The sequence below is a fragment of the Corynebacterium sp. HMSC070E08 genome, assembly GCF_001808895.1.
GTDB lineage: Bacteria > Actinomycetota > Actinomycetes > Mycobacteriales > Mycobacteriaceae > Corynebacterium > Corynebacterium hiratae.
In genome coordinates, this window is sequence record NZ_KV794771.1 from 1 (window position 1) to 18,050 (window position 18,050).

At 61.0% G+C, this 18,050-nt stretch carries 19 protein-coding genes; 3 read left to right on the forward strand and 16 right to left on the reverse strand.

Annotated elements, in window-relative coordinates; genetic code table 11:
• Positions 1–173: 173 nt before the first annotated feature.
• The 14 genes from pyk to hisD all read right to left on the reverse strand — a co-directional run bounded on the left by pyk (position 174) and on the right by hisD (position 12,681).
• A complete protein-coding gene (pyk, locus tag HMPREF2526_RS07665) occupies positions 174–1,595 on the reverse strand; it encodes a pyruvate kinase (RefSeq protein WP_070546901.1) in 1,422 nt (473 codons plus the stop codon).
• Positions 1,596–1,895: 300 nt separating this feature from the next.
• On the reverse strand, positions 1,896–2,816 hold the full coding sequence (lgt, locus tag HMPREF2526_RS07670; protein ID WP_070546763.1) for a prolipoprotein diacylglyceryl transferase: 921 nt from the start codon (positions 2,814–2,816) through the stop codon (positions 1,896–1,898).
• Between the two features lie 41 nt (positions 2,817–2,857).
• Positions 2,858–3,685: an indole-3-glycerol phosphate synthase TrpC gene (locus HMPREF2526_RS07675; protein ID WP_070546767.1), complete on the reverse strand. Its 828-nt coding sequence runs from the start codon at positions 3,683–3,685 to the stop codon at positions 2,858–2,860.
• A gap of 192 nt (positions 3,686–3,877) precedes the next feature.
• A complete protein-coding gene (locus HMPREF2526_RS07680; RefSeq protein WP_070546770.1) occupies positions 3,878–4,507 on the reverse strand; it encodes a TIGR02234 family membrane protein in 630 nt (209 codons plus the stop codon).
• Positions 4,500–4,898: a phosphoribosyl-AMP cyclohydrolase gene (gene hisI / locus HMPREF2526_RS07685; protein WP_049155332.1), complete on the reverse strand. Its 399-nt coding sequence runs from the start codon at positions 4,896–4,898 to the stop codon at positions 4,500–4,502. The genes HMPREF2526_RS07680 and hisI overlap by 8 nt, the downstream gene beginning before the upstream one ends.
• A complete protein-coding gene (gene hisF, locus HMPREF2526_RS07690) occupies positions 4,895–5,659 on the reverse strand; it encodes an imidazole glycerol phosphate synthase subunit HisF (protein WP_070546773.1) in 765 nt (254 codons plus the stop codon). Before hisF ends, hisI begins: the two co-directional genes overlap by 4 nt.
• A 161-nt stretch (positions 5,660–5,820) precedes the next feature.
• On the reverse strand, positions 5,821–6,624 hold the full coding sequence (locus tag HMPREF2526_RS07695) for an inositol monophosphatase family protein (RefSeq protein ID WP_070546776.1): 804 nt from the start codon (positions 6,622–6,624) through the stop codon (positions 5,821–5,823).
• Positions 6,625–6,628: 4 nt separating this feature from the next.
• Complete coding sequence (gene priA / locus HMPREF2526_RS07700) at positions 6,629–7,411, reverse strand: bifunctional 1-(5-phosphoribosyl)-5-((5-phosphoribosylamino)methylideneamino)imidazole-4-carboxamide isomerase/phosphoribosylanthranilate isomerase PriA (protein ID WP_049155328.1); 783 nt, start codon at positions 7,409–7,411, stop codon at positions 6,629–6,631.
• 30 nt (positions 7,412–7,441) lie between these two features.
• Positions 7,442–8,077: an imidazole glycerol phosphate synthase subunit HisH gene (hisH, locus tag HMPREF2526_RS07705; RefSeq protein ID WP_046648004.1), complete on the reverse strand. Its 636-nt coding sequence runs from the start codon at positions 8,075–8,077 to the stop codon at positions 7,442–7,444.
• Complete coding sequence (locus HMPREF2526_RS07710) at positions 8,074–9,294, reverse strand: MFS transporter (protein WP_070546778.1); 1,221 nt, start codon at positions 9,292–9,294, stop codon at positions 8,074–8,076. Before HMPREF2526_RS07710 ends, hisH begins: the two co-directional genes overlap by 4 nt.
• 50 nt (positions 9,295–9,344) lie before the next feature.
• The gene (locus HMPREF2526_RS07715) at positions 9,345–9,527 is read right to left on the reverse strand and encodes a hypothetical protein (RefSeq protein ID WP_070515705.1); all 183 of its coding nucleotides are present in this window, start codon (positions 9,525–9,527) and stop codon (positions 9,345–9,347) included.
• Between the two features lie 6 nt (positions 9,528–9,533).
• Entirely contained in the window at positions 9,534–10,166 is a 633-nt protein-coding gene (gene hisB / locus HMPREF2526_RS07720) for an imidazoleglycerol-phosphate dehydratase HisB (RefSeq protein WP_070515707.1), read from the reverse strand.
• Positions 10,167–10,224: 58 nt separating this feature from the next.
• Positions 10,225–11,328, reverse strand: a complete 1,104-nt coding sequence (locus HMPREF2526_RS07725; protein ID WP_070546781.1) for a histidinol-phosphate transaminase — start codon at positions 11,326–11,328, stop codon at positions 10,225–10,227.
• Between the two features lie 3 nt (positions 11,329–11,331).
• The gene (hisD, locus tag HMPREF2526_RS07730; protein WP_070546784.1) at positions 11,332–12,681 is read right to left on the reverse strand and encodes a histidinol dehydrogenase; all 1,350 of its coding nucleotides are present in this window, start codon (positions 12,679–12,681) and stop codon (positions 11,332–11,334) included.
• Between the two features lie 166 nt (positions 12,682–12,847).
• Here hisD and HMPREF2526_RS07735 point away from each other — a divergent pair, with 166 nt between their 5' ends.
• Positions 12,848–13,771 carry a YbjN domain-containing protein gene (locus HMPREF2526_RS07735; protein WP_070546787.1) on the forward strand — a complete coding sequence of 308 codons (924 nt, stop codon included), beginning with the start codon at positions 12,848–12,850 and terminating at the stop codon, positions 13,769–13,771.
• On the opposite strand, the gene HMPREF2526_RS07740 is transcribed toward HMPREF2526_RS07735, so the two are convergent.
• Positions 13,768–14,310, reverse strand: coding sequence for a hypothetical protein (locus tag HMPREF2526_RS07740; RefSeq protein WP_232745218.1), 543 nt, complete (start codon positions 14,308–14,310; stop codon positions 13,768–13,770). The two genes, HMPREF2526_RS07735 and HMPREF2526_RS07740, sit on opposite strands and share 4 nt — an antisense overlap.
• 8 nt (positions 14,311–14,318) lie before the next feature.
• On the reverse strand, positions 14,319–15,074 hold the full coding sequence (locus HMPREF2526_RS07745) for a hypothetical protein (RefSeq protein ID WP_049155315.1): 756 nt from the start codon (positions 15,072–15,074) through the stop codon (positions 14,319–14,321).
• A 176-nt stretch (positions 15,075–15,250) separates the two neighbouring features.
• Here HMPREF2526_RS07745 and HMPREF2526_RS07750 point away from each other — a divergent pair, with 176 nt between their 5' ends.
• The gene (locus tag HMPREF2526_RS07750; RefSeq protein WP_046647998.1) at positions 15,251–15,799 is read left to right on the forward strand and encodes a TetR family transcriptional regulator; all 549 of its coding nucleotides are present in this window, start codon (positions 15,251–15,253) and stop codon (positions 15,797–15,799) included.
• A 38-nt stretch (positions 15,800–15,837) separates the two neighbouring features.
• Positions 15,838–18,048 (forward strand): glycogen debranching protein GlgX, encoded by a 2,211-nt coding sequence (gene glgX, locus HMPREF2526_RS07755; RefSeq protein WP_070546790.1) that lies wholly within the window; start codon positions 15,838–15,840, stop codon positions 18,046–18,048.
• The last annotated feature ends 2 nt before the right edge of the window (positions 18,049–18,050 follow it).

Here is an 18,050-nt window from a genome sequence, read left to right on the forward strand (position 1 = left end):
ACCCTTCGGCACTAATTTGAGCCAAGTCAGGTTATAGACGCACTGTTGCCTATTAACCCCCGACGGGCTTTCCTCACAGACAAAGCGCCGCCTCACCACCGTTCCTCCTTCCCACTTAGTGGGTAAGGAAGCAACCGGGGTGAGGCGGCGCTGCCTGCTTATCTGCGACAGTATTACTTATCGCGCAGGGTCTGGCCCAGTTCGTGGACCTGAATCATATTCGTGTTACCGGAGATTCCAGGAGGAGTACCGGCGATGACGATGATCATATCGCCCTCCTTGTACTTGTCCATCCCCAGCAGGGCCTCATCGATGGCTGCCATCATGTCATCGGTGGACTCAACCGCGTCACTCAGGAAGGTCTCCGCGCCCCACGTCAAGGCCAGCTGCGAGCGCACCGCCGGGTGCGGGGTAAAGGCCAAGAGCGGCAACGGGGAGTGCAGTCGAGCCACACGCTTAGCGGTATCACCGGACGTCGTAAAGGCCACGATAGCCTTCGCGTTAAGGCGCTCAGCAATATCACGTGCGGAGTAAGACACAACGCCACGCTTGGTGCGCGGGACGTGCGTCAGCGGAGGAACCTGGCCGCCCTGCTCAGCGTTCATCACGATCCGGGACATCGTGCGCACAACATTGTGGGGGTCGATGCCGACGGAGGTCTCACCAGAGAGCATGACCGCATCGGCGCCATCGAGCACTGCGTTGGCAACGTCGGAGGCCTCCGCACGAGTCGGGCGCAGGTTGGAGATCATAGAATCGAGCATCTGCGTTGCCACGATCACCGGCTTGGCATTCTCACGAGCGATCTGGATAGCGCGCTTCTGGAACAGCGGAACCTGTTCCAGCGGAACCTCGACGCCGAGGTCACCGCGGGCGATCATGATGGCATCGAAGGCTAGGACGATGGACTCGAGAGCGTCGACTGCTTCCGGCTTCTCGAGCTTGGCGATGACAGGAACGCGGCGACCTTCCTCATCCATGATCTCGTGGACCTTGTCCACGTCAGCCGGGGAGCGCACAAAGGACAAGGCAACCATGTCTACGCCGAGCTTCAACGCAAAGCGAAGATCTGCGATGTCCTTTTCCGACAGCGCCGGAACAGAAATGTCCATTCCCGGCAGGGACACGCCCTTGTTATTCGAGACCGGTCCGCCCTCGGTAACCTCGCAGACAATGTCGTTGCCGTCGACTTCCTTGCACACGACGGCGACCTTGCCATCGTCGATCAGCAGGCGGTCACCTGGCTTCGCGTCCTGTGCCAGGTTCTTGTAGGTGGTGGACACGCGGTCGTGCGTGCCTTCGACGTCATCAACGGTGATGCGGACGATTTCGCCGTCCTTCCACATCTCTTCACCGTTGACGAAACGGCCTAGGCGAATCTTCGGGCCTTGCAGGTCCGCCAAGACGCCGACTGCGTGGCCGGTCTCATCGGTGGCCTCGCGGACCCAGCGGTAGTTCGCCTCGTGGTCCGCATGCTCGCCGTGGGACATGTTCAGACGCGCCACGTTCATGCCTGCTTCAACAAGCCCAAGAATTCCTTCCTTGCTTGCGACTGCAGGACCCAACGTACAAACGATTTTGGTTCTTCTATCCAACATGGAGTGCCTTATTCACATCGGGAGTTTCTAACGGTTCCCAAACTACCCCCGTTTACTGGTCTCGGCCACCACGAACGAAGCTCATGCCGGGTTTTCGACCCGTAGCGCCGGTATTCCAAGCGGAAAACGCGACGCCCGCATTGCAGCTACAAACGGTAATAACCGGGCACATCCGGGCATTTCGGCTCCGCTTCACCGGTCTCTAGATTGCTATGTAAGGAGCCGCAAACCCCACGTGTGATCCCGGCTACTCCACAGAATCTCAGGGCCTATATACGGTGGGCACTACGCACACCGTCACCATTTAGACTCACCGGCGCTACCCTCGGCAGCGCTGCCCACCGCAGTCTCCGTGGCGCGGGTGGGATCGACTTCCTCCGGCGACTCCTGCCCGCGCGGCAGTCGGAAGTACACGATGAGCGCCACGACAAAGCAGACCACGGAAACGATGACGTTGACCCGGAGGCCGAAGATGTGCGTGGCGTCGTCCGCACGCATGTTTTCCACGACGAAGCGGCCCGCGGTGTACCCGGCAACATACAGCGCGAAGACACGACCATAGCCAAGCTTGAACGCCTTGTGCGCCCAAAGCAGGAACACGCATACCGCCACGTTCCACACAAGCTCATAGAGAAAGGTCGGATGCACAGAGGCCACTACTTCCCCAGTCGAGCGGCCGCTGATGGGCGCATACTCACCGCTTTCATTAACTCGGTAGTAGATGTCGAGGGCCCACGGGACAGTGGTCTCACGGCCATACAGTTCCTGGTTAAACCAATTACCCAACCGGCCGATGGCCTGGGCCAAGATAAGCCCTGGGGCGACGGCATCAGCAAAGGGCCCCAACGGAATACCCTTAATCTGGAACATGATCCACAGAGCCACCGCCCCCAGTGCGACAGCTCCCCAGATACCGAGCCCCCCGTTGGTGATTTTCACTGCATCGATCGGATCACACGTGGAGCAAAAGTACTTATCGTAATCCGTAATCACGTGATAGAGGCGCCCGCCAATGATGCCCGCCGGGATCACCACCAGGGCAGCATCCCACACCACGTCAGGGTTGCCTCCGCGAGCGGTATAACGGCGCAGCGTCATCCACATCGCGACGAGAATGCCGACGATGATGCACATGGCATAAGCACGAATCGGGACCGGGCCGAGATGCCACACGCCTTGTGGCGGGGAAGGAATATTGGCGAGGTTGTAAATCTGCACGGGAAACAGTGTGCCTGAAAATGACGGCCGCGACAACGCGCTTAGCTTCTACGCGAAGGGCATGCGGGGTGTTGGCCTGCGGCCACCAAGGAACGGGCCAAGGTCATCGGGTCCTGGGCAGCCATGATGGACTCACCGACGAGGATGGCATCAGCACCTTGCGAGGCATAAGACAGCACGTTGCGCGGGTTATTAACACCGCCCACCGCGATGCGAGTGATGCTCTCAGGAAGGCCGGGCGAAATAGCAGAAAAGGCCTCCCGATTAATAGCATCGGAGGCCAATGACCACGCGTTGATCGCCACGACAGTTCCCCCTGCCTTGATAACGCGATCCACCTCGGCACAGGTGCGGACTTCCAGGATGGCGGTCATCCCGAGGGATTCCACGCGATCGAGAAGTGACTCGAGGCGAGCTTGGCTGAGCAGCTCCACCTGCAAGGGAATCGCGTCTGCCCCATAGCACCGCGCCTCATGAATCTGATAGGGATCAACGATGGTGTCGCGGCACAGCATCGGTATGTCGACGGCTGCACGGGCGACCCGCATGTCCTCGAGTGACCCGTGGAAGCGGCGACGATCTGTCTGACAGGCCATCACATGAACCCCTGCTTCCTCCAGGCTATGTGCCAGTTCTGCCACCGACTTCGGGCTATCCAAGTGGGCAATTTCACCGCCATAGGGCACGGCGCGCTTGATTTCGGTGATGATAGAGCATCCCGGGCGCAGCAGAGCTTTCGCGGCATCGCGCGGAGCGTCCATGTCGCGGGACCTTGCTTTAATTTCCTTGAACGGGACACGGGCCTCCCGCGCGGCTACATCAGCCAGCACTCCGGCCACGAGGTGATCGACGGCGATCGGGGTAGGCATGATTCCACCTCCCTTCCCCGAAGGAGACTCAAAGAAAGAAACAGGGGCGTTCGAGATCACATTTAGGCTAGCGCGCCCCCACCTCTAACTAGAAATCCGGGGCACCCGTTCCCCGCAACAGGGCCTTTCTCACCAGGCTCTCCGTCACTATGCTCGCCGTCGCGGCGCGTGTGTTTAGGCGGAACGGGGAGTTTAGGAGGAGCGGGGATCTGTGGGATCAATATCAGCATCCAGCGCGTCCCACATCACGCGGCCGGAATCTTGGGAGGTTTCGAGTTCTTCCTGCAGGCGCTCCTGCCGTACCGCCGGGGTTTCGTATTTGGCTGTGCGGGGTTTATCAGCACCCGGGTTGCTCGCCACCAGCACCGCCCCAAAGAGCGCCAGGGCGGCGCCGACGAGCGCGAGAACTGGGCCCGCAGTCGACGCGTCCGCGGTGAGGACGACGGCCCAATCGGAAATAGTCGTCGTATCCACGGAGGTATCGTTGGTCCCGCCTTGCAGAAGCTCCTGGGCACGCTCCGCCTCGGAGCCGGCGGTCAACAGCGCCACCGGACGCCATCCCGCAGCCGCAGCAGCGAGGGCGGTGATGACGGAGACGATGCGCCGGCCAGTCCGCCGGAGAGCGAAGGCAGCCACGCCACCGGCCAGGACCACCACGCTCAGCGCGATGAGCTCAAGGGACCATAAGGAGCCGGATAGCTCCACCACGCTCGATCCGGCCTTATCGTCTTCGACCGCCGCCTTCACCCACGTCATGCGGGAGGATAGCCACAACAAGATGGCGCCGACCAACATCAGTACGGGTCCGCCGCGCTTAGCCATGATCTTCCTCCCCAAGAAGGGTTCGCGCGTCGAAACAGGTCCGGTCGCCGGTATGGCATGCCCCGCCGCGCTGACGCACGGTGAGCAGAATGGTGTCACCATCGCAATCTAGGCGCGCACCCACTACCTCTTGGGTATTGCCGGACGTCAGCCCTTTAATCCAATACTCTTGACGCGAGCGTGAGTAGTAGGTCCCGCGGCGCGTCGCCAGCGTGTAAGCCAGCGCGTGGTCATCCATCCACGCCAGCATGAGTACCTCACCTCGTTCCGACTGCACGATAGCCGGGACTAGGCCCGCCTCATTGCGCTTGAGCTGCAGGGCAATGTCGTCGCTCAGCTCATAGTCCCCGACGTTCGTGGTGCTGGCGGAGTTAGTGCTGTCCTCTGTCATTGACGGACCTCCTTTCCTGCAGCAGCTAATGCCTGCTTGACCTCGGAAATCTCCACCTCGCCGAAGTGGAAGATACTAGCCGCGAGCACGGCATCCGCTCCAGCGTCGATAGCCGGTGGAAAGTGCTCGGCCTTCCCGGCCCCACCCGAGGCGATGATCGGCACCGAAACCGCTGCACGCACGGCCTCAGTCAATTCGAGGTCGAAGCCTGCCTTGGTTCCGTCACCATCCATGGAGTTCAGCAGAATCTCGCCGACCCCCAATTCCTCGCCGCGCTTGGCCCATTCCACAGCGTCGATCCCCGCGGAGCGTGTGCCGCCATGCGTGGTGACCTCAAATCCGCTGGGAAAGCCCGCCGCACGGCGAGCATCGACGGACAACACGATGCACTGAGAACCAAACACATCCGCGAGCTCGCGCAACAACTCGGGGCGCGCAATGGCGGAAGAATTAACGGACACCTTATCGGCACCAGCCCGCAACAGCTCACGAACGTCCTCCACCGACCGCACGCCGCCGCCGACGGTTAGTGGGATGAACACCTGATCCGCCGTGCGGCGAACGACGTCGAGCATGGTGCCGCGGCCGTCCTTGGACGCGGAGACATCCAAGAATGTCAGCTCATCAGCGCCCAGCTGACCATAGCGAGCGGCCAGCTCCACTGGGTCGCCGGCATCACGCAGGTTTTCAAAGTTGACGCCTTTGACCACGCGGCCATTGTCAACGTCCAGACACGGGATCACGCGCACGGCAAGCGCCATGGTGACAATCCTCCTCATAGCTAAAGGTGAGATGAACAGCAGTCCACTTGGGACCACCGAACGGTGATGAGCATAGTAGGAAAACGGTAAAACGTTAAAGAATAAGTCCGGGATTCAGCGCCAGTGCCGAGCACCGGTTTCAGCCCCGGGACGGGGCCTATTTAGCGGTCCCCACGGGGATTTCGAGCAATGGCCTCCAAAATCGTGGCATGCACCTGCGGGGTCCCGCCCACGAAGCCCTTCGAGTGTGCAGTCCACTCATTGCCCTCGGGGTCGCTCACGCGGCCACCGGCAGCCTTAATGATGAGCGCGCCCGCCGCGTTATCCCACGGGTGCGGCGAGAAATTCACTGCACCGTCGAACACGCCCTGAGCGACAAAAGCGTTGTCCAGCCCTACCGACCCAGTCATACGGGGGCGCAGCCCGGTCTCTCGTAGGTCGTTGAATAGGCTCGTGGGCAGGTGCGAGGAGCAGCCCACGTGTCCGCGCGCTTCGTCGAATCCTAGGGCCTCCTCTCCTCCCCCGAACCCGGTCGCCGGGCCGCCGGTCGTACGCAGCGGCATCCCTTGCGCCGCAACAACACGGCGGTTCAACAATGGAAAGTCGGCGACGGCGACGACCGGCTTTGCATCGTGCAGGAGCGAAACAAGAATGCCGCAGCACGGATTCCCAGCCGAGTAGTTCGCGGTTCCGTCTACCGGATCCACAACCCACACCGTCTCCTCCAAGTTGCCACCGGACTCTTCACCGAACACCGGAATGCCGGTGAGCTGGCCCAATGTCTGGCGCAACTGCTGTTCGATGAGCAGATCCACCTCGGTAGCAAAGTCTCCTTCGCCTTTGAAACGCGCGGGTGCCGCGCCAAGGCCCCTGCGGAAGAGTTCATCAACCTGGTCCACTGCGGCTTCCGCAAAGGCAACAAGTTCGCGCGGATCCGACGCTGAAGTTCCTGTCATCGGGGCCATAGGCCTACTTCTCCTCGATCGGGTCGATGTATTCCTCTCCCGGCAGCGGGGTAACCTCCGCAACGGCTGCAAGAGCCTCCTCCAAGGTGAAGCGCTCCTCGTAGAGTGCCTTACCGATGATGGCGGAATCGATCCCTTCGTTCTCGTAAAGGGCCAACTCGCGCAGATCATCGAGCGTGGAAATACCGCCGGAGGCGGTCACCTTGGCGTCCGTGGCGGCCGCTACCTCACGCAGCAGCTCGATATTGGGGCCCTGGAGTGTGCCATCCTTCGACACATCCGTCACCACGAAACGGGTGCAACCCGCTGCATCAAGACGCTCGAGCACCTCCCAGAGGTCTCCGCCATCGGATACCCAGCCGTGACCGCGTGTGCGCCACTCACCATCCACCATTCGGACGGCGAGGTCCACTGCAATGCGGTCGCCATGTTCTGCGAGGACCTTGGCAATCCATTCTGGGTTTTCCAGCGCTGCAGTTCCAATATTGACGCGGCGGGCACCAGTGGCCAAGGCTCGCGCCAAGGAATCGTCGTCCCGGATACCTCCGGTCAATTCCACGTCTAGATCCACGCTCGTCGTAATTTCAGCGAGCAGCTCGTGGTTGGAGCCACGACCGAAGGCGGCGTCCAAATCCACCGCGTGCAACCACTGCGCGCCTTGGGCCTGCCATTTAAGGGCGGCCTCCCGCGGCGATCCATAGGACTTTTCGGTTCCTGCTTCTCCTTGGTCGAGGCGTACTGCCTGACCATCAACGACGTCAACCGCGGGCAACAGTGTAAAGCTCATGGTGGGTAGTCTACCTTTCACGCGGGCTCTTTAAAGCGTTCCAATCCAGTTCTTTAGCAGCTGCGAACCCACGTCACCCGATTTCTCCGGGTGGAACTGCGTGGCCCACAACGCACCGTTTTCTACTGCGGCGACAAAGCGGTCACCGCCGTACTCAGACCACGCCACCTTCGGTGGCTCGGTAATCTCCGTCTCGAGCTCCCAGTTCCGCGCGGCATAAGAATGCACGAAGTAAAAGCGATCCTCCGCGCTCACGCCTTCGAACATGCGGCTTCCGCTAGGAAGCTCCACGGTGTTCCATCCCATGTGTGGGAGAACGGAAGCCTGCAAGCGGGAGACCTCTCCCGGCCACTCGCCGCAGCCTTCGGTGTGTACGCCGTGTTCGGTACCTGAGTCAAAAAGAATCTGCATACCCACACAGATTCCCAGGACGGGGCGCCCGCCAGCCAAGCGTTGGCCGATAATCCTTGGTCCCTGCGCGGCGCGCAGCCCCTCCATGCAGGCGGCGAAGGCCCCCACACCGGGGACTAGGAGGCCATCGGCTTCCACGGCTGTCTTGGGGTCCGCGGTGACCGTCACGGTAGCGCCGACCCGCTCCAGCGCGCGCACTGCCGACCGGACATTGCCAGCGCCATAATCCAGGACTACTACGTCGTATGAGCTCATCGTGGCTCCTTTCCGGGCCTCCTCGGCCTTCTAATCATGCGCAGGCGAGTCTGAATATCATTCAGCTCGCTCACACGGGTCTTGCCCAAGGCGCGGTCAGCCACGGACATGAGCAGGCCACCCGCGATGATGACGGCACCAGCCGCGAAGGCGCCATCGTATCCGGACATAGCCACGACGGCGCCGAGAACCGTCGAACCAAGTCCAGTTCCACCGTCGTAGAAGATATTCCACACCGCAGAACCTTCGGACAGGCGCTCGCGAGGGAGGCGGTCGAACATCGACAACAAAGCCTCGTTCTGGACGATGCCGAAACCCGCACCATAGATGACAGTGCCGAACACGAGCAGCCATACTGACCATTCTTGCCACAGCACGGCGGCGATTAGACCCACGCCAAAGACTGAGAAAGCCTGGGCTGGAATCATCAACGTGCCTGGCTGGCCCACGCGGTCCGCCACGACACCGGCGACATAGCGTGAAATCATGGCCGCGCCACCGATCACGGACAGCATGAGGCCGCCTAGGACAGCGCCGCGCTCAGGATCCAGCTCGCGTACCGCCGGGGAAATGAAATTGGAGGCGACGCCGTAGCTCACGGAGAAACTGGTCAGAGCGAGCGCTGGGACGAGCACAAGCTTCCACATTGGTGCCCGCGGGGTGGTGTCCGTTGGGTCTGGCAACCCCACTGGAGCTGCCTTGATTTGCGGTACCAAAATGCACGTGAAGAATCCCAGCAGGCCAAGGCCAGCGGCTAGGAGATACACCGTGTTGTAATTAAAGGCTGAAGCCACCGCGAGACCCACAGGCAAGAACGCCATCTGGGCTGCACCGATGAACAAACCGAAGATACCGGTGGCCTTGCCCAGCAAACGCCGCGGCGTAATTTCTGCGATGAGAGCGTTCTCCGCCACTGTGAGAGCGCCGAAGCCGATGCCGCGCAGGGCGGAGAATCCCAGGGCGATCGGGGCGGCATCGCCCAGCATGTGTCCCAACGCCGGCAGTCCCAACAACAGTGCTGAGGCCGCCATGATGGGGCGATAGCCAAAGATGCGCAGCAGCATCGGAGTCGCCATCTGGGTAAGCACCGTCGCCAACATGAACACGCCGGTGGTGGCACCAGCCAACGTGGCGGAACCACCGGAGTCCAGCACGGCCAGGGGCACCACCGGAAGCAGGACCGACCAGGCACCGAAGGCGGAAACCACCGCGATCATGGTTTCTCTAAAGCCGGCGACCTTCCATACGCTCTGCGGGGTGTGCTCCGTCACTTCGCTGCCACCCCCGCTGAGAAGATGTCAAGCATCCAGGCCAGCGCAGCGATCGCGGACACCGCCGCGAGCGCGCCTGCGACCACGGTCAGTAGCACCGAGCCATTCTGATAAGCCGCCCACGCGCCTCCGACGAGCAAACCGGTGACCAGAAAGAGAATGAGAACCAACACGTTCATAACGGCTTAGAGAGCTCCCTTCGTCGAAGGAACTCCGGTCATGCGCGGATCCCGCTCAGTAGCCTGACGCAGGGCACGGGCCACCGCCTTGTACTCAGCCTCCGTGATGTGGTGTGGATCGCGGCCGTACCGCACGTTGACATGCAGAGTCGTCGCCGAGTGCGTGGCAAAGGTTTCGAAGAAGTGACGGTTGATCACCGTGGCGTAGTGCCCGCCGATGACCTGCCACTCCATGTTTTCCGGTTCGCCATTCATCACGAAGTAGGGGCGCCCAGAAATGTCGACGACGGCCTCCACCAGCGCCTCATCCATGGGCAGCAGCTGGGACCCGAAACGGCGGATACCGGACTTGTCCCCCAGTGCTTCCAGGAAGGCACGGCCGAGAACAATCGCGGTGTCTTCGACGGTGTGGTGGGCATCGATGTCGATATCGCCGTCGGCGTGGACGCGAAGGTCGAAGGAGCCGTGGGTGCACACAGCATTCAGCATGTGATCAAAGAACGGCAGCCCCGTCGAAATATCCGCTTGGCCGGTGCCATCGAGGTTGATTTCTACAGAGATCTTTGTCTCCCCAGTAACGCGCTCGGCGCGGCCAATGCGGTCGCCGCCATCGCGGCGTGCAGCTTCATCAGCGCTCATCGTCCCCACGCTCCTCCTTCAAATCGTGCCCCATAGGAGGGGCTCAGTTCATCATCGTTCAGTCAGCCATCTCTACTGTATCTGCCAAGTCCTCTGCGGCCGAAAGGAAGGCATCATTCTCTTCAGGCAGGCCAATCGTGGCGCGCAGAAGTCCCGGTACGCCGTTATCTCGGATCAAGACATCGCGGTCCAGGAACCCCTGCCACACCGCGTGCTGATCGGCAAAGCGTCCGAAGGAGACGAAGTTAGATTCGCTCGGCACCACGTAGTACCCTAGCTCCTGGAGCCGTGCGACAACCCGGTCCCGCTCCGCCGACAGCTTCGCCACGGTGCCCAAAGTCTCCTCCTTGTGTGCCAGAGCCACAGTGGCCGCGATCTGGGAGAGGACAGAGAGGTGATAGGGCAGGCGGACGAGCATGACGGCCTCCACGAAAGCCGGATCGGCCACGAAGTAGCCCAAGCGTCCGCCGGCGAAGTCGAAGGCCTTGGACATCGTGCGCGAGACCACGAGCTTGGTCGGATATTTCGCCAGCAGCGTGGTGGCAGAAGGTGAAGGCGAGAACTCCATGTAGGCCTCGTCCACGATGACGATGCCCGGCGCGGCCTGCACGATCTTCTCCACTAGGTCGATCGGGGTGACGTCACCGGTGGGATTGTTCGGGGTGGTAATAAAGACGACGTCAGGACGGTGCTTGGCGACGGCCTCCAGCGCCTCCTTTTCCGCAATGCGGAAATCCTCGTTCCGCGGGCAGGAGATGAATTCGGTTTGGGTGCCCGCGCACAGGATGGGGTGCATGGAATAGCTCGGGGTAAATCCCAGCGCGCTGCGCCCCGGCCCTCCGAAGGCTTGGAGCAGCTGCTGCAGCACCTCGTTGGAACCATTGGCCGCCCACACGTTGTCCACGCTGACATTCACGCCGGTCTGCTCACTGACATACCCCGCCAGCGCCGTGCGCAGTTCGACGGCGTCGCGCTCTGGATAGCGGTTGAGCTCTCGGGCGTGCTTTTCGACGGCCGCCACGATGTCCTTGACCAGCGCCTCCGACGGCGGGTAGGGGTTCTCGTTGGTGTTGAGCTGGTTGGTCACCGTCAACTGCGGGGCTCCATAGGCACTGGAGCCGCGCAATTCTTCGCGCAGGGGAAGATCCTTCAACTCAGCCATTACTTAAGCCTCTACTTTCTGGGTATCTGGGGCATCGGCGAATCGTGCAGCAATTGCTTCGCCGTGGGCAGGCAGTGCCTCCGCGGTGGCAAAGGCAATCACATTCTCCGCCACCTCCCCGAGTGCTGCGCGGTCATACTCGATGAGGTTGACCGGGCGCAGGAAGGTGTGCGTCGACAGCCCAGCGCTAAACCGCGCGGTTCCCGAGGTGGGCAAGACGTGGTTGGAGCCAGCGGAGTAATCACCGAGCGGCACCGGCGAATAATCACCCACGAAAATGGCACCGGCGTGGCGGATACGCTCCGCTACTGCCCGGGCATTCTTTGTGTGAACCTCCAAGTGCTCAGCGGCATAGGCGTCCGCGACAGCAATGCCCGCTTCGAGGTCATCGACCAACACGATGCCGGACTGTTCGCCGCGCAAAGCCTCAGCTGCGCGCTCGGCGTTCGCGGTGGCGGTGTAGCGCTGAGCTACTTCCGCATTCACGGCGGCAGCAAGCTCCTCCGAGTCGGTGATGAGCACGGAGGCAGCCATCGGATCATGCTCCGCCTGGGAAATGAGGTCATAGGCCACGTAGACCGGGTTGGCGGTCTCGTCGGCCAGGATAGCGATCTCGGTGGGGCCGGCTTCCGCATCGATGCCCACCACTCCCTGCACCGCGCGCTTAGCAGCAGCAACAAAGACATTGCCGGGGCCGGTGATGATATCCACGGGTTCAAGAGCATCCTCCCCCGTGGCGGGTTCATCGTCGCCGTAGGCCAGAAGCGCGATGGCTTGTCCACCACCGACTGCCCAGACATCGTCCACGCCGAGCATGTGGCAGGTGGCCAGCACCGTCGGGTGCGGCAGGCCACCGAATTCCTTCTGCGGCGGGGAAGCCACGACCATCGCTTCAGCGCCCGCTTCTTGGGCCGGGACGACATTCATAATGACGGAGGATGGGTACACCGCCTTGCCGCCTGGGACGTAAAGCCCTACCCGTTCGATGGGTTGAAAAACCTCGGTAACCGTTGCACCTGGCGCCAGCGTTGTCGTGTGTGGGGCCGGCTTCTGGTCCGCGTGAACGGCGCGCACGCGGGCGATAGATTCTTCGATAGCTGCCCGGACCTGAGGGGCCAGTTCTTGGGCCGCCTTCTCGAGCTCCTCATGCGGGACCCGCACCGTGGCGGGGCGGATCCCGTCGAATTTCTCACCGAAGTCGAGGGCCGCTGCAACACCACCTTCTCGCACCTTGTTCACCATGGGGATAACAGTGTCCATGACTGAGGAAACATCGGTTCCGCCTCGCGGCAATACTCGGCGCAGGCGGGAGGTGGTGAGAGTCTCTCCGCGCAGGTCAATGGTTCGTAGCATGCTCAAGCCCTTTTCATAAAATACAGCCGCATAATATGCAGCGGTTTCTATACCTTCCCATTACTATACCCGTGCCAAAAAGCCAGCGAGCTGGCAGGTGCAGGTTATAGAATGTGTCACTACTAACACGTTCCGGCACCCCGACTCGGCGAAGGGAGGCGGCGAGATGAGCAACGGCGCCGAAGGTAATGACAGCCACTCCACCTCGGATCTGCTTGCCCGTGTGGAGCACCTCGCGCACCGCGAAAGCCTCCACTGCATCCGGGTCAGCGCGCACGAACTCCTCTTCCCCCATCCGCCGCTCGGGGAGACCCGCGCCTTTATGGATACCGAGGGTGAGCCTATTTTGCGCTTCTGCACCACCCACCACGGTGTCTTGGGCTTCGGCGATATCCCCGCGCTCAGCGAGTTCGTCAACGACTGGAACCACGATTGTCTCTCCCCGCAGCTCGTGCTCAATTATTCCTCCCCGACCGAGGTCGAGGTGTGGGGCCATTCCTTCCTCGTCGTGCACCAGAAACCCACGGCGGCCCAGCTCTCCGCCTCTGTCATCCCTGCGCTGCACAACGCGGCGGCCTGCCTTGAGGAATTAGCGGATCATTTCCCCGTCTTGACGCTTCCCCGCCCGGCGGCTCCGGAAGAACAGATAGAGCTCGACGGCCCCGTCGGCACAGTCGATACCGCTCGTCTCGGGGAGCTTTTACCCGCCCTCGGTATTACGCGTTTCCAAGCAGATGCGGAAGAGGCCGTCTACGCGTGGATAAACGATGTCCTCTTTGCCTTCGCTATCGACTCTGGGCCGAGCCTCATCATCAAAGGCCATTGGGATCCCAACCTCCCAGGAAGCGAGTTCTCCAAAATTTTCCTCATCTGCAATGACTGGAACCGCACCAACCACTCGGCTTCTGCCTTCTGCCACTCCAACGTCGATGGCTTGCAGGTGCGCATTGACTACGCCGTTATGACGGGCGCTGGGCTTTCCGACGCCCAACTGATCACCGCCCTAGGCCGCGGCATCAAACACGTCCTCCACGGCATCGATGACATTTCACGCGATGCTGTGGGCTCCTCCCCCGTCGCTTGGCCCTAAGGAGCCTCTGCCTCAGCCGCCATTGCCTCCGCTTCTTCGTCGTCCACGGCACGAGGAGGATTGACAAATACTGCGGACCAGTACGTAAACATGGCCATGAACGGCCCCACGAGCCAGGCGATGCCGGGCGAGAATTTCGGCACGAACTCCACAATTTCCCCGGGATCGTCCGGGATACTCGTTGCGGTAGCTCCACCAAAGACGTAGAACGACGCCGCGCCAGCCAAGGAAGCCAGGGCTACCCACAGCAATACCCCGACGCCGCGGTAGCGCTCGCCGCGCCGATAGGCAATAAGCCCCAACGCCATACCCAGGGCACCGGTAATGAGTACAAAAGTAATGTAGGAATCAAACTGAACGTTAGCGACGTTGCGCAGGGCGTAGCCGCCATCATCAACCCGGTGCCCCTTGAGGGCAGGACGCCACAGCCCCCACGCGGCGCCGGCCACAGAAAACCCGAGGAGCGCTAATGCGAGCAACCCCGCACCAAATCCGATGGCGCGGGGTATGCGAAAGCTAGGTGCACGCAGTGCAGGCACGATATGTTCTAGCCGCAGAAGGTCCAGTTGCCGTTCTCACGCTTGAAGCGCATGGTGGAGCTGTCCATGCCCTTGCTGGTGTTGACGTTCACGGTTGCGGATGCATCGTCACCGTTGACCACGACATCGTTGATGGACTCAACACCGGTCTTGGACCAGTCAAAGCCTTCCATCTGCGAGGTGTCCTGGCCAGCTGCCGCCATCATGTCCTTGAGCTGGTCCATCGGAACATCCGGAACCTGGTTGTAGTCCACCTGGTCAAGGCCGGAGTTCGGGTCGTTGCGCACTTCAGCGCAGGTGTGCTCCGGGAGGTACTTCACGAAGGAACGCATGGTCTGCTGCTCGTACATGCCACGGACCAGACCATTGATGCCGTCAATGTCTTCCTGGCTTGCAGCCTCACCCTGGACCGGCTCAACCTTCGGCATGCTCTGGAACGGATCCACACCGTTCTCGAAGGGGTTAGCCATGGCCTGGTTTTCGCCGCCCTCGGGGTTCTCCCCTTCCGGCTTCGGATCGGCGTTCTCGCCGTCCTTATTCTCTTCGCCTTCCTTCTTTTCGTCTCCCTCCTTCTTTTCAGAATCCTTCTCCTTCGACTGCCCCTCGGAGGTCTTGTCCTTGGACTCCGTCGTGGTGGTGGTCTTCACCGCGGAGGAAGCGGTATCGGTAGCGTTCTCATCATCGGAACCGCAAGCAGCCAAGGAGAGCGGCGCGACGAGCGCAACAGCGACGAGGGACTTCTTGGCAGGTGTCAGAAAAGACAAGGGATAACTCCTAATATCTATAGAGAGCGATAGTAAAAACCACGCTGGGCGTGGCAGTTGCTCTTGGGCACTTCACATAACCCTAACAAGGCATGATTGTATAAACCCTACACTTCACCTTGAAGCTTCCTGTGAGCCACGCTTGGCGGTTCCTTCCGCCGCGTAGAGTGGTTTCCGTGCACCTTTCTCGCGACGCTATCGTTTCCACCGCCCTCGAGCTCTTGACACGCTACGGGCTCGCCGATGTCACCATGCGCCGTGTTGCCACCAACCTCGGCGTTGCTCCCGGCGCGCTGTACTGGCATGTGGCCAATAAGCAATCGCTCATCGCCGCAATGACCTCCGAGATCCTCTCCCCCGTTACAGGAGAGACCACAACGGAGCTGGTCAGCTCCCTTCATGGGGAACTCACGCGCTGGCGCGACGGCGCCGAAGTCGCCATAGCAGGTGCCGCCTTCCCCGAATCCTCAGCAAGTTCTGACTTGGAGAAGCTTTTCACCTCCGCGTTGAAGCGGGAAGCCCCCGGGGCATCACCGGAGGATAGAGGTGTCGCAGCCCGTGCTCTCATCCATTACGTCCTGGGAGCGACCTTCATGGAGCAATCCCGCGAACAGCTCAGTGGGGCGTCACCAAGCGCAGCTCCCTCAGCGTCGAATGCTGTGTCAGGCGTTGACACCTTGGTGCGCGCCGCAGAACTCATGGTCGCGGGTTTACGCACGCTGTGAACCGATCGCATGCAGCGGAATTGACTAAACTAAGCCTCATGACTGAGACCCGTGCTGATATAACGCCATCTCGCCAGGTGTGGCCTGGTTCCCCCTCCCCACTCGGCTCCACCTTCGATGGGGCCGGTACTAATTTTGCTATCTTTTCCGAGATCGCCGAGAAGGTCGAGCTCTGCCTCATCGATCACAACGGCAACGAAGAACGCATTGAACTGACCGAGATCACCGCCCACGTCTGGCATGCCTACCTTCCCAACGTCAGCCCGGGGCAGCGCTATGGCTACCGCATCCATGGCCCTTATGAACCAGAACATGGCCTGCGCTGCGATCCTTCAAAGCTTCTTGTCGATCCTTATGCTCGCGCCTTCGACGGTGATTTTGATGGCGATACCTCTCTGTACTCCTACGATATCTTCGCGGACGAGCCCGGCACCGGACGCAACGACGATGATTCCCTAGGCCACACAATGCTGTCGGTGGTGATTAATCCCTTCTTCGAGTGGCACGGCGACAACCGCCCCCACACGCCGGATAACGAGACCATCATCTACGAAGCCCACGTCAAGGGCATGACGATGACGCACCCGGATGTTCCGGAGGAGCTGCGCGGAACCTATGCCGGCATGGCACACCCGGCCATCATCAACTACTTCAAGGACCTGGGTGTGACAGCCGTCGAGCTGCTGCCAGTCCATCAGTTCCTGCAGGATGATCGCCTGCGCCAGCTGGGGCTGCGCAACTACTGGGGCTATAACACCTTCGGCTTCTTCGCGCCCCATGCGGACTATGCCTACGCCAAGAAGCCCGGCGAGGTGGTCGCCGAGTTCAAGGCCATGGTTCGCGCCTACCACGAGGCCGGCATCGAAATCATCCTCGACGTTGTCTACAACCACACCGCCGAGGGCAACCACATGGGTCCGACCATTGCTTTCCGCGGCATTGATAACCACGCCTATTACCGGTTGGTTGATGACAACCCCGAGCACTACATGGACTACACCGGCACCGGTAACTCTCTTAATGTCCGCCACCCGCACTCCCTCCAGTTGATCATGGATTCGCTGCGCTACTGGGTAACGGAAATGCGCGTCGACGGCTTCCGCTTCGACCTGGCTTCCACCTTGGCGCGCGAGCTTGATGACGTCGACAAGCTGGCTACCTTCTTCGATCTAGTCCAGCAAGATCCGGTGGTTTCCAAGGTCAAGCTCATCGCCGAGCCCTGGGACGTGGGCCATAACGGCTACCAGGTTGGTAACTTCCCGCCCATTTGGAGCGAGTGGAACGGCAAGTACCGCGATACCGTCCGTGACTTTTGGCGCGGCGAGCCGTCGACGATGGGCGAGTTTGCCTCGCGCCTGACCGGATCTTCCGACCTCTACGCCAACAACGGCCGCCGCCCCACCGCGTCCATCAATTTCATCACCGCGCACGATGGCTTCACGCTGCGTGATTTGGTCTCCTACAACGAAAAACACAATGCCGAAAACGGAGAAGACAACCGCGACGGTGAATCCCACAACCGCTCCTGGAACCACGGTGTGGAGGGCCCCACTGACGACGAAGAGATTAAGAAGCTTCGCCGCCGCCAGGTACGTAACTTCCTCACCACCCTTCTGCTGTCCCAGGGCACCCCGATGCTATGCCACGGCGATGAGCTGGGCCGCACCCAGGGTGGCAACAACAATGTGTACTGCCAAGACAACGAGATTTCGTGGATCGATTGGTCGATGTTGGAGCAAGAGAAGAACATCGCCATGCACGGCTTTACCAAGCGCCTGATTAATATCCGCAAGAACCACCCGGTGTTCCGTCGCCAGCGTTTCTTGGCCGGCGGCCCCTTCGGTTCTGAGGTGAAAGACCGCGATATTGCGTGGCTGGTTCCCTCCGGCAAGCTGATGACCCCTGAAGACTGGGACTTTGAGTTCGGTAAGGCGCTTATGGTCTACCTCAACGGCAACGCGATTACGGAGACGACTGCCCGGGGTGAGCGCATCACGGATGATTCCTTCATCATGATCTTCAACGCTCACCACGAGGAGATCGAGTTCACTCTGCCGAAGAAGGACTTGGGTGCTAGCTGGCGCCTCATCGTGGATACGTCTGACTCCGGTGGCTACCCAGATGAAGAAAAGCTCATCGCGGCTGAGGGATCCATCGTGGTGCAACCGCGCACGTCGCTCATCCTCCGCCAGACCGAGCCGCCGGTTTTCGATGACAGCGATGAGTCCGCCGGAGCAGACGAGAACTAGAC

Coding starts and splice junctions, on each gene's coding strand:
- HMPREF2526_RS07675 (WP_070546767.1), bottom strand. CDS start 3,685: ATGCCTACCCCGATCGCCGTCGATCACCTCGTGGCCGGAGTGCTGGCT.
- HMPREF2526_RS07680 (WP_070546770.1), bottom strand. CDS start 4,507: ATGGCTAAGCGCGGCGGACCCGTACTGATGTTGGTCGGCGCCATCTTG.
- hisI (WP_049155332.1), bottom strand. CDS start 4,898: ATGACAGAGGACAGCACTAACTCCGCCAGCACCACGAACGTCGGGGAC.
- hisF (WP_070546773.1), bottom strand. CDS start 5,659: ATGGCGCTTGCCGTGCGCGTGATCCCGTGTCTGGACGTTGACAATGGC.
- HMPREF2526_RS07695 (WP_070546776.1), bottom strand. CDS start 6,624: ATGGCCCCGATGACAGGAACTTCAGCGTCGGATCCGCGCGAACTTGTT.
- priA (WP_049155328.1), bottom strand. CDS start 7,411: ATGAGCTTTACACTGTTGCCCGCGGTTGACGTCGTTGATGGTCAGGCA.
- hisH (WP_046648004.1), bottom strand. CDS start 8,077: ATGAGCTCATACGACGTAGTAGTCCTGGATTATGGCGCTGGCAATGTC.
- HMPREF2526_RS07710 (WP_070546778.1), bottom strand. CDS start 9,294: ATGATCGCGGTGGTTTCCGCCTTCGGTGCCTGGTCGGTCCTGCTTCCG.
- HMPREF2526_RS07715 (WP_070515705.1), bottom strand. CDS start 9,527: ATGAACGTGTTGGTTCTCATTCTCTTTCTGGTCACCGGTTTGCTCGTC.
- hisB (WP_070515707.1), bottom strand. CDS start 10,166: ATGAGCGCTGATGAAGCTGCACGCCGCGATGGCGGCGACCGCATTGGC.
- HMPREF2526_RS07725 (WP_070546781.1), bottom strand. CDS start 11,328: ATGGCTGAGTTGAAGGATCTTCCCCTGCGCGAAGAATTGCGCGGCTCC.
- hisD (WP_070546784.1), bottom strand. CDS start 12,681: ATGCTACGAACCATTGACCTGCGCGGAGAGACTCTCACCACCTCCCGC.
- HMPREF2526_RS07735 (WP_070546787.1), top strand. CDS start 12,848: ATGAGCAACGGCGCCGAAGGTAATGACAGCCACTCCACCTCGGATCTG.
- glgX (WP_070546790.1), top strand. CDS start 15,838: ATGACTGAGACCCGTGCTGATATAACGCCATCTCGCCAGGTGTGGCCT.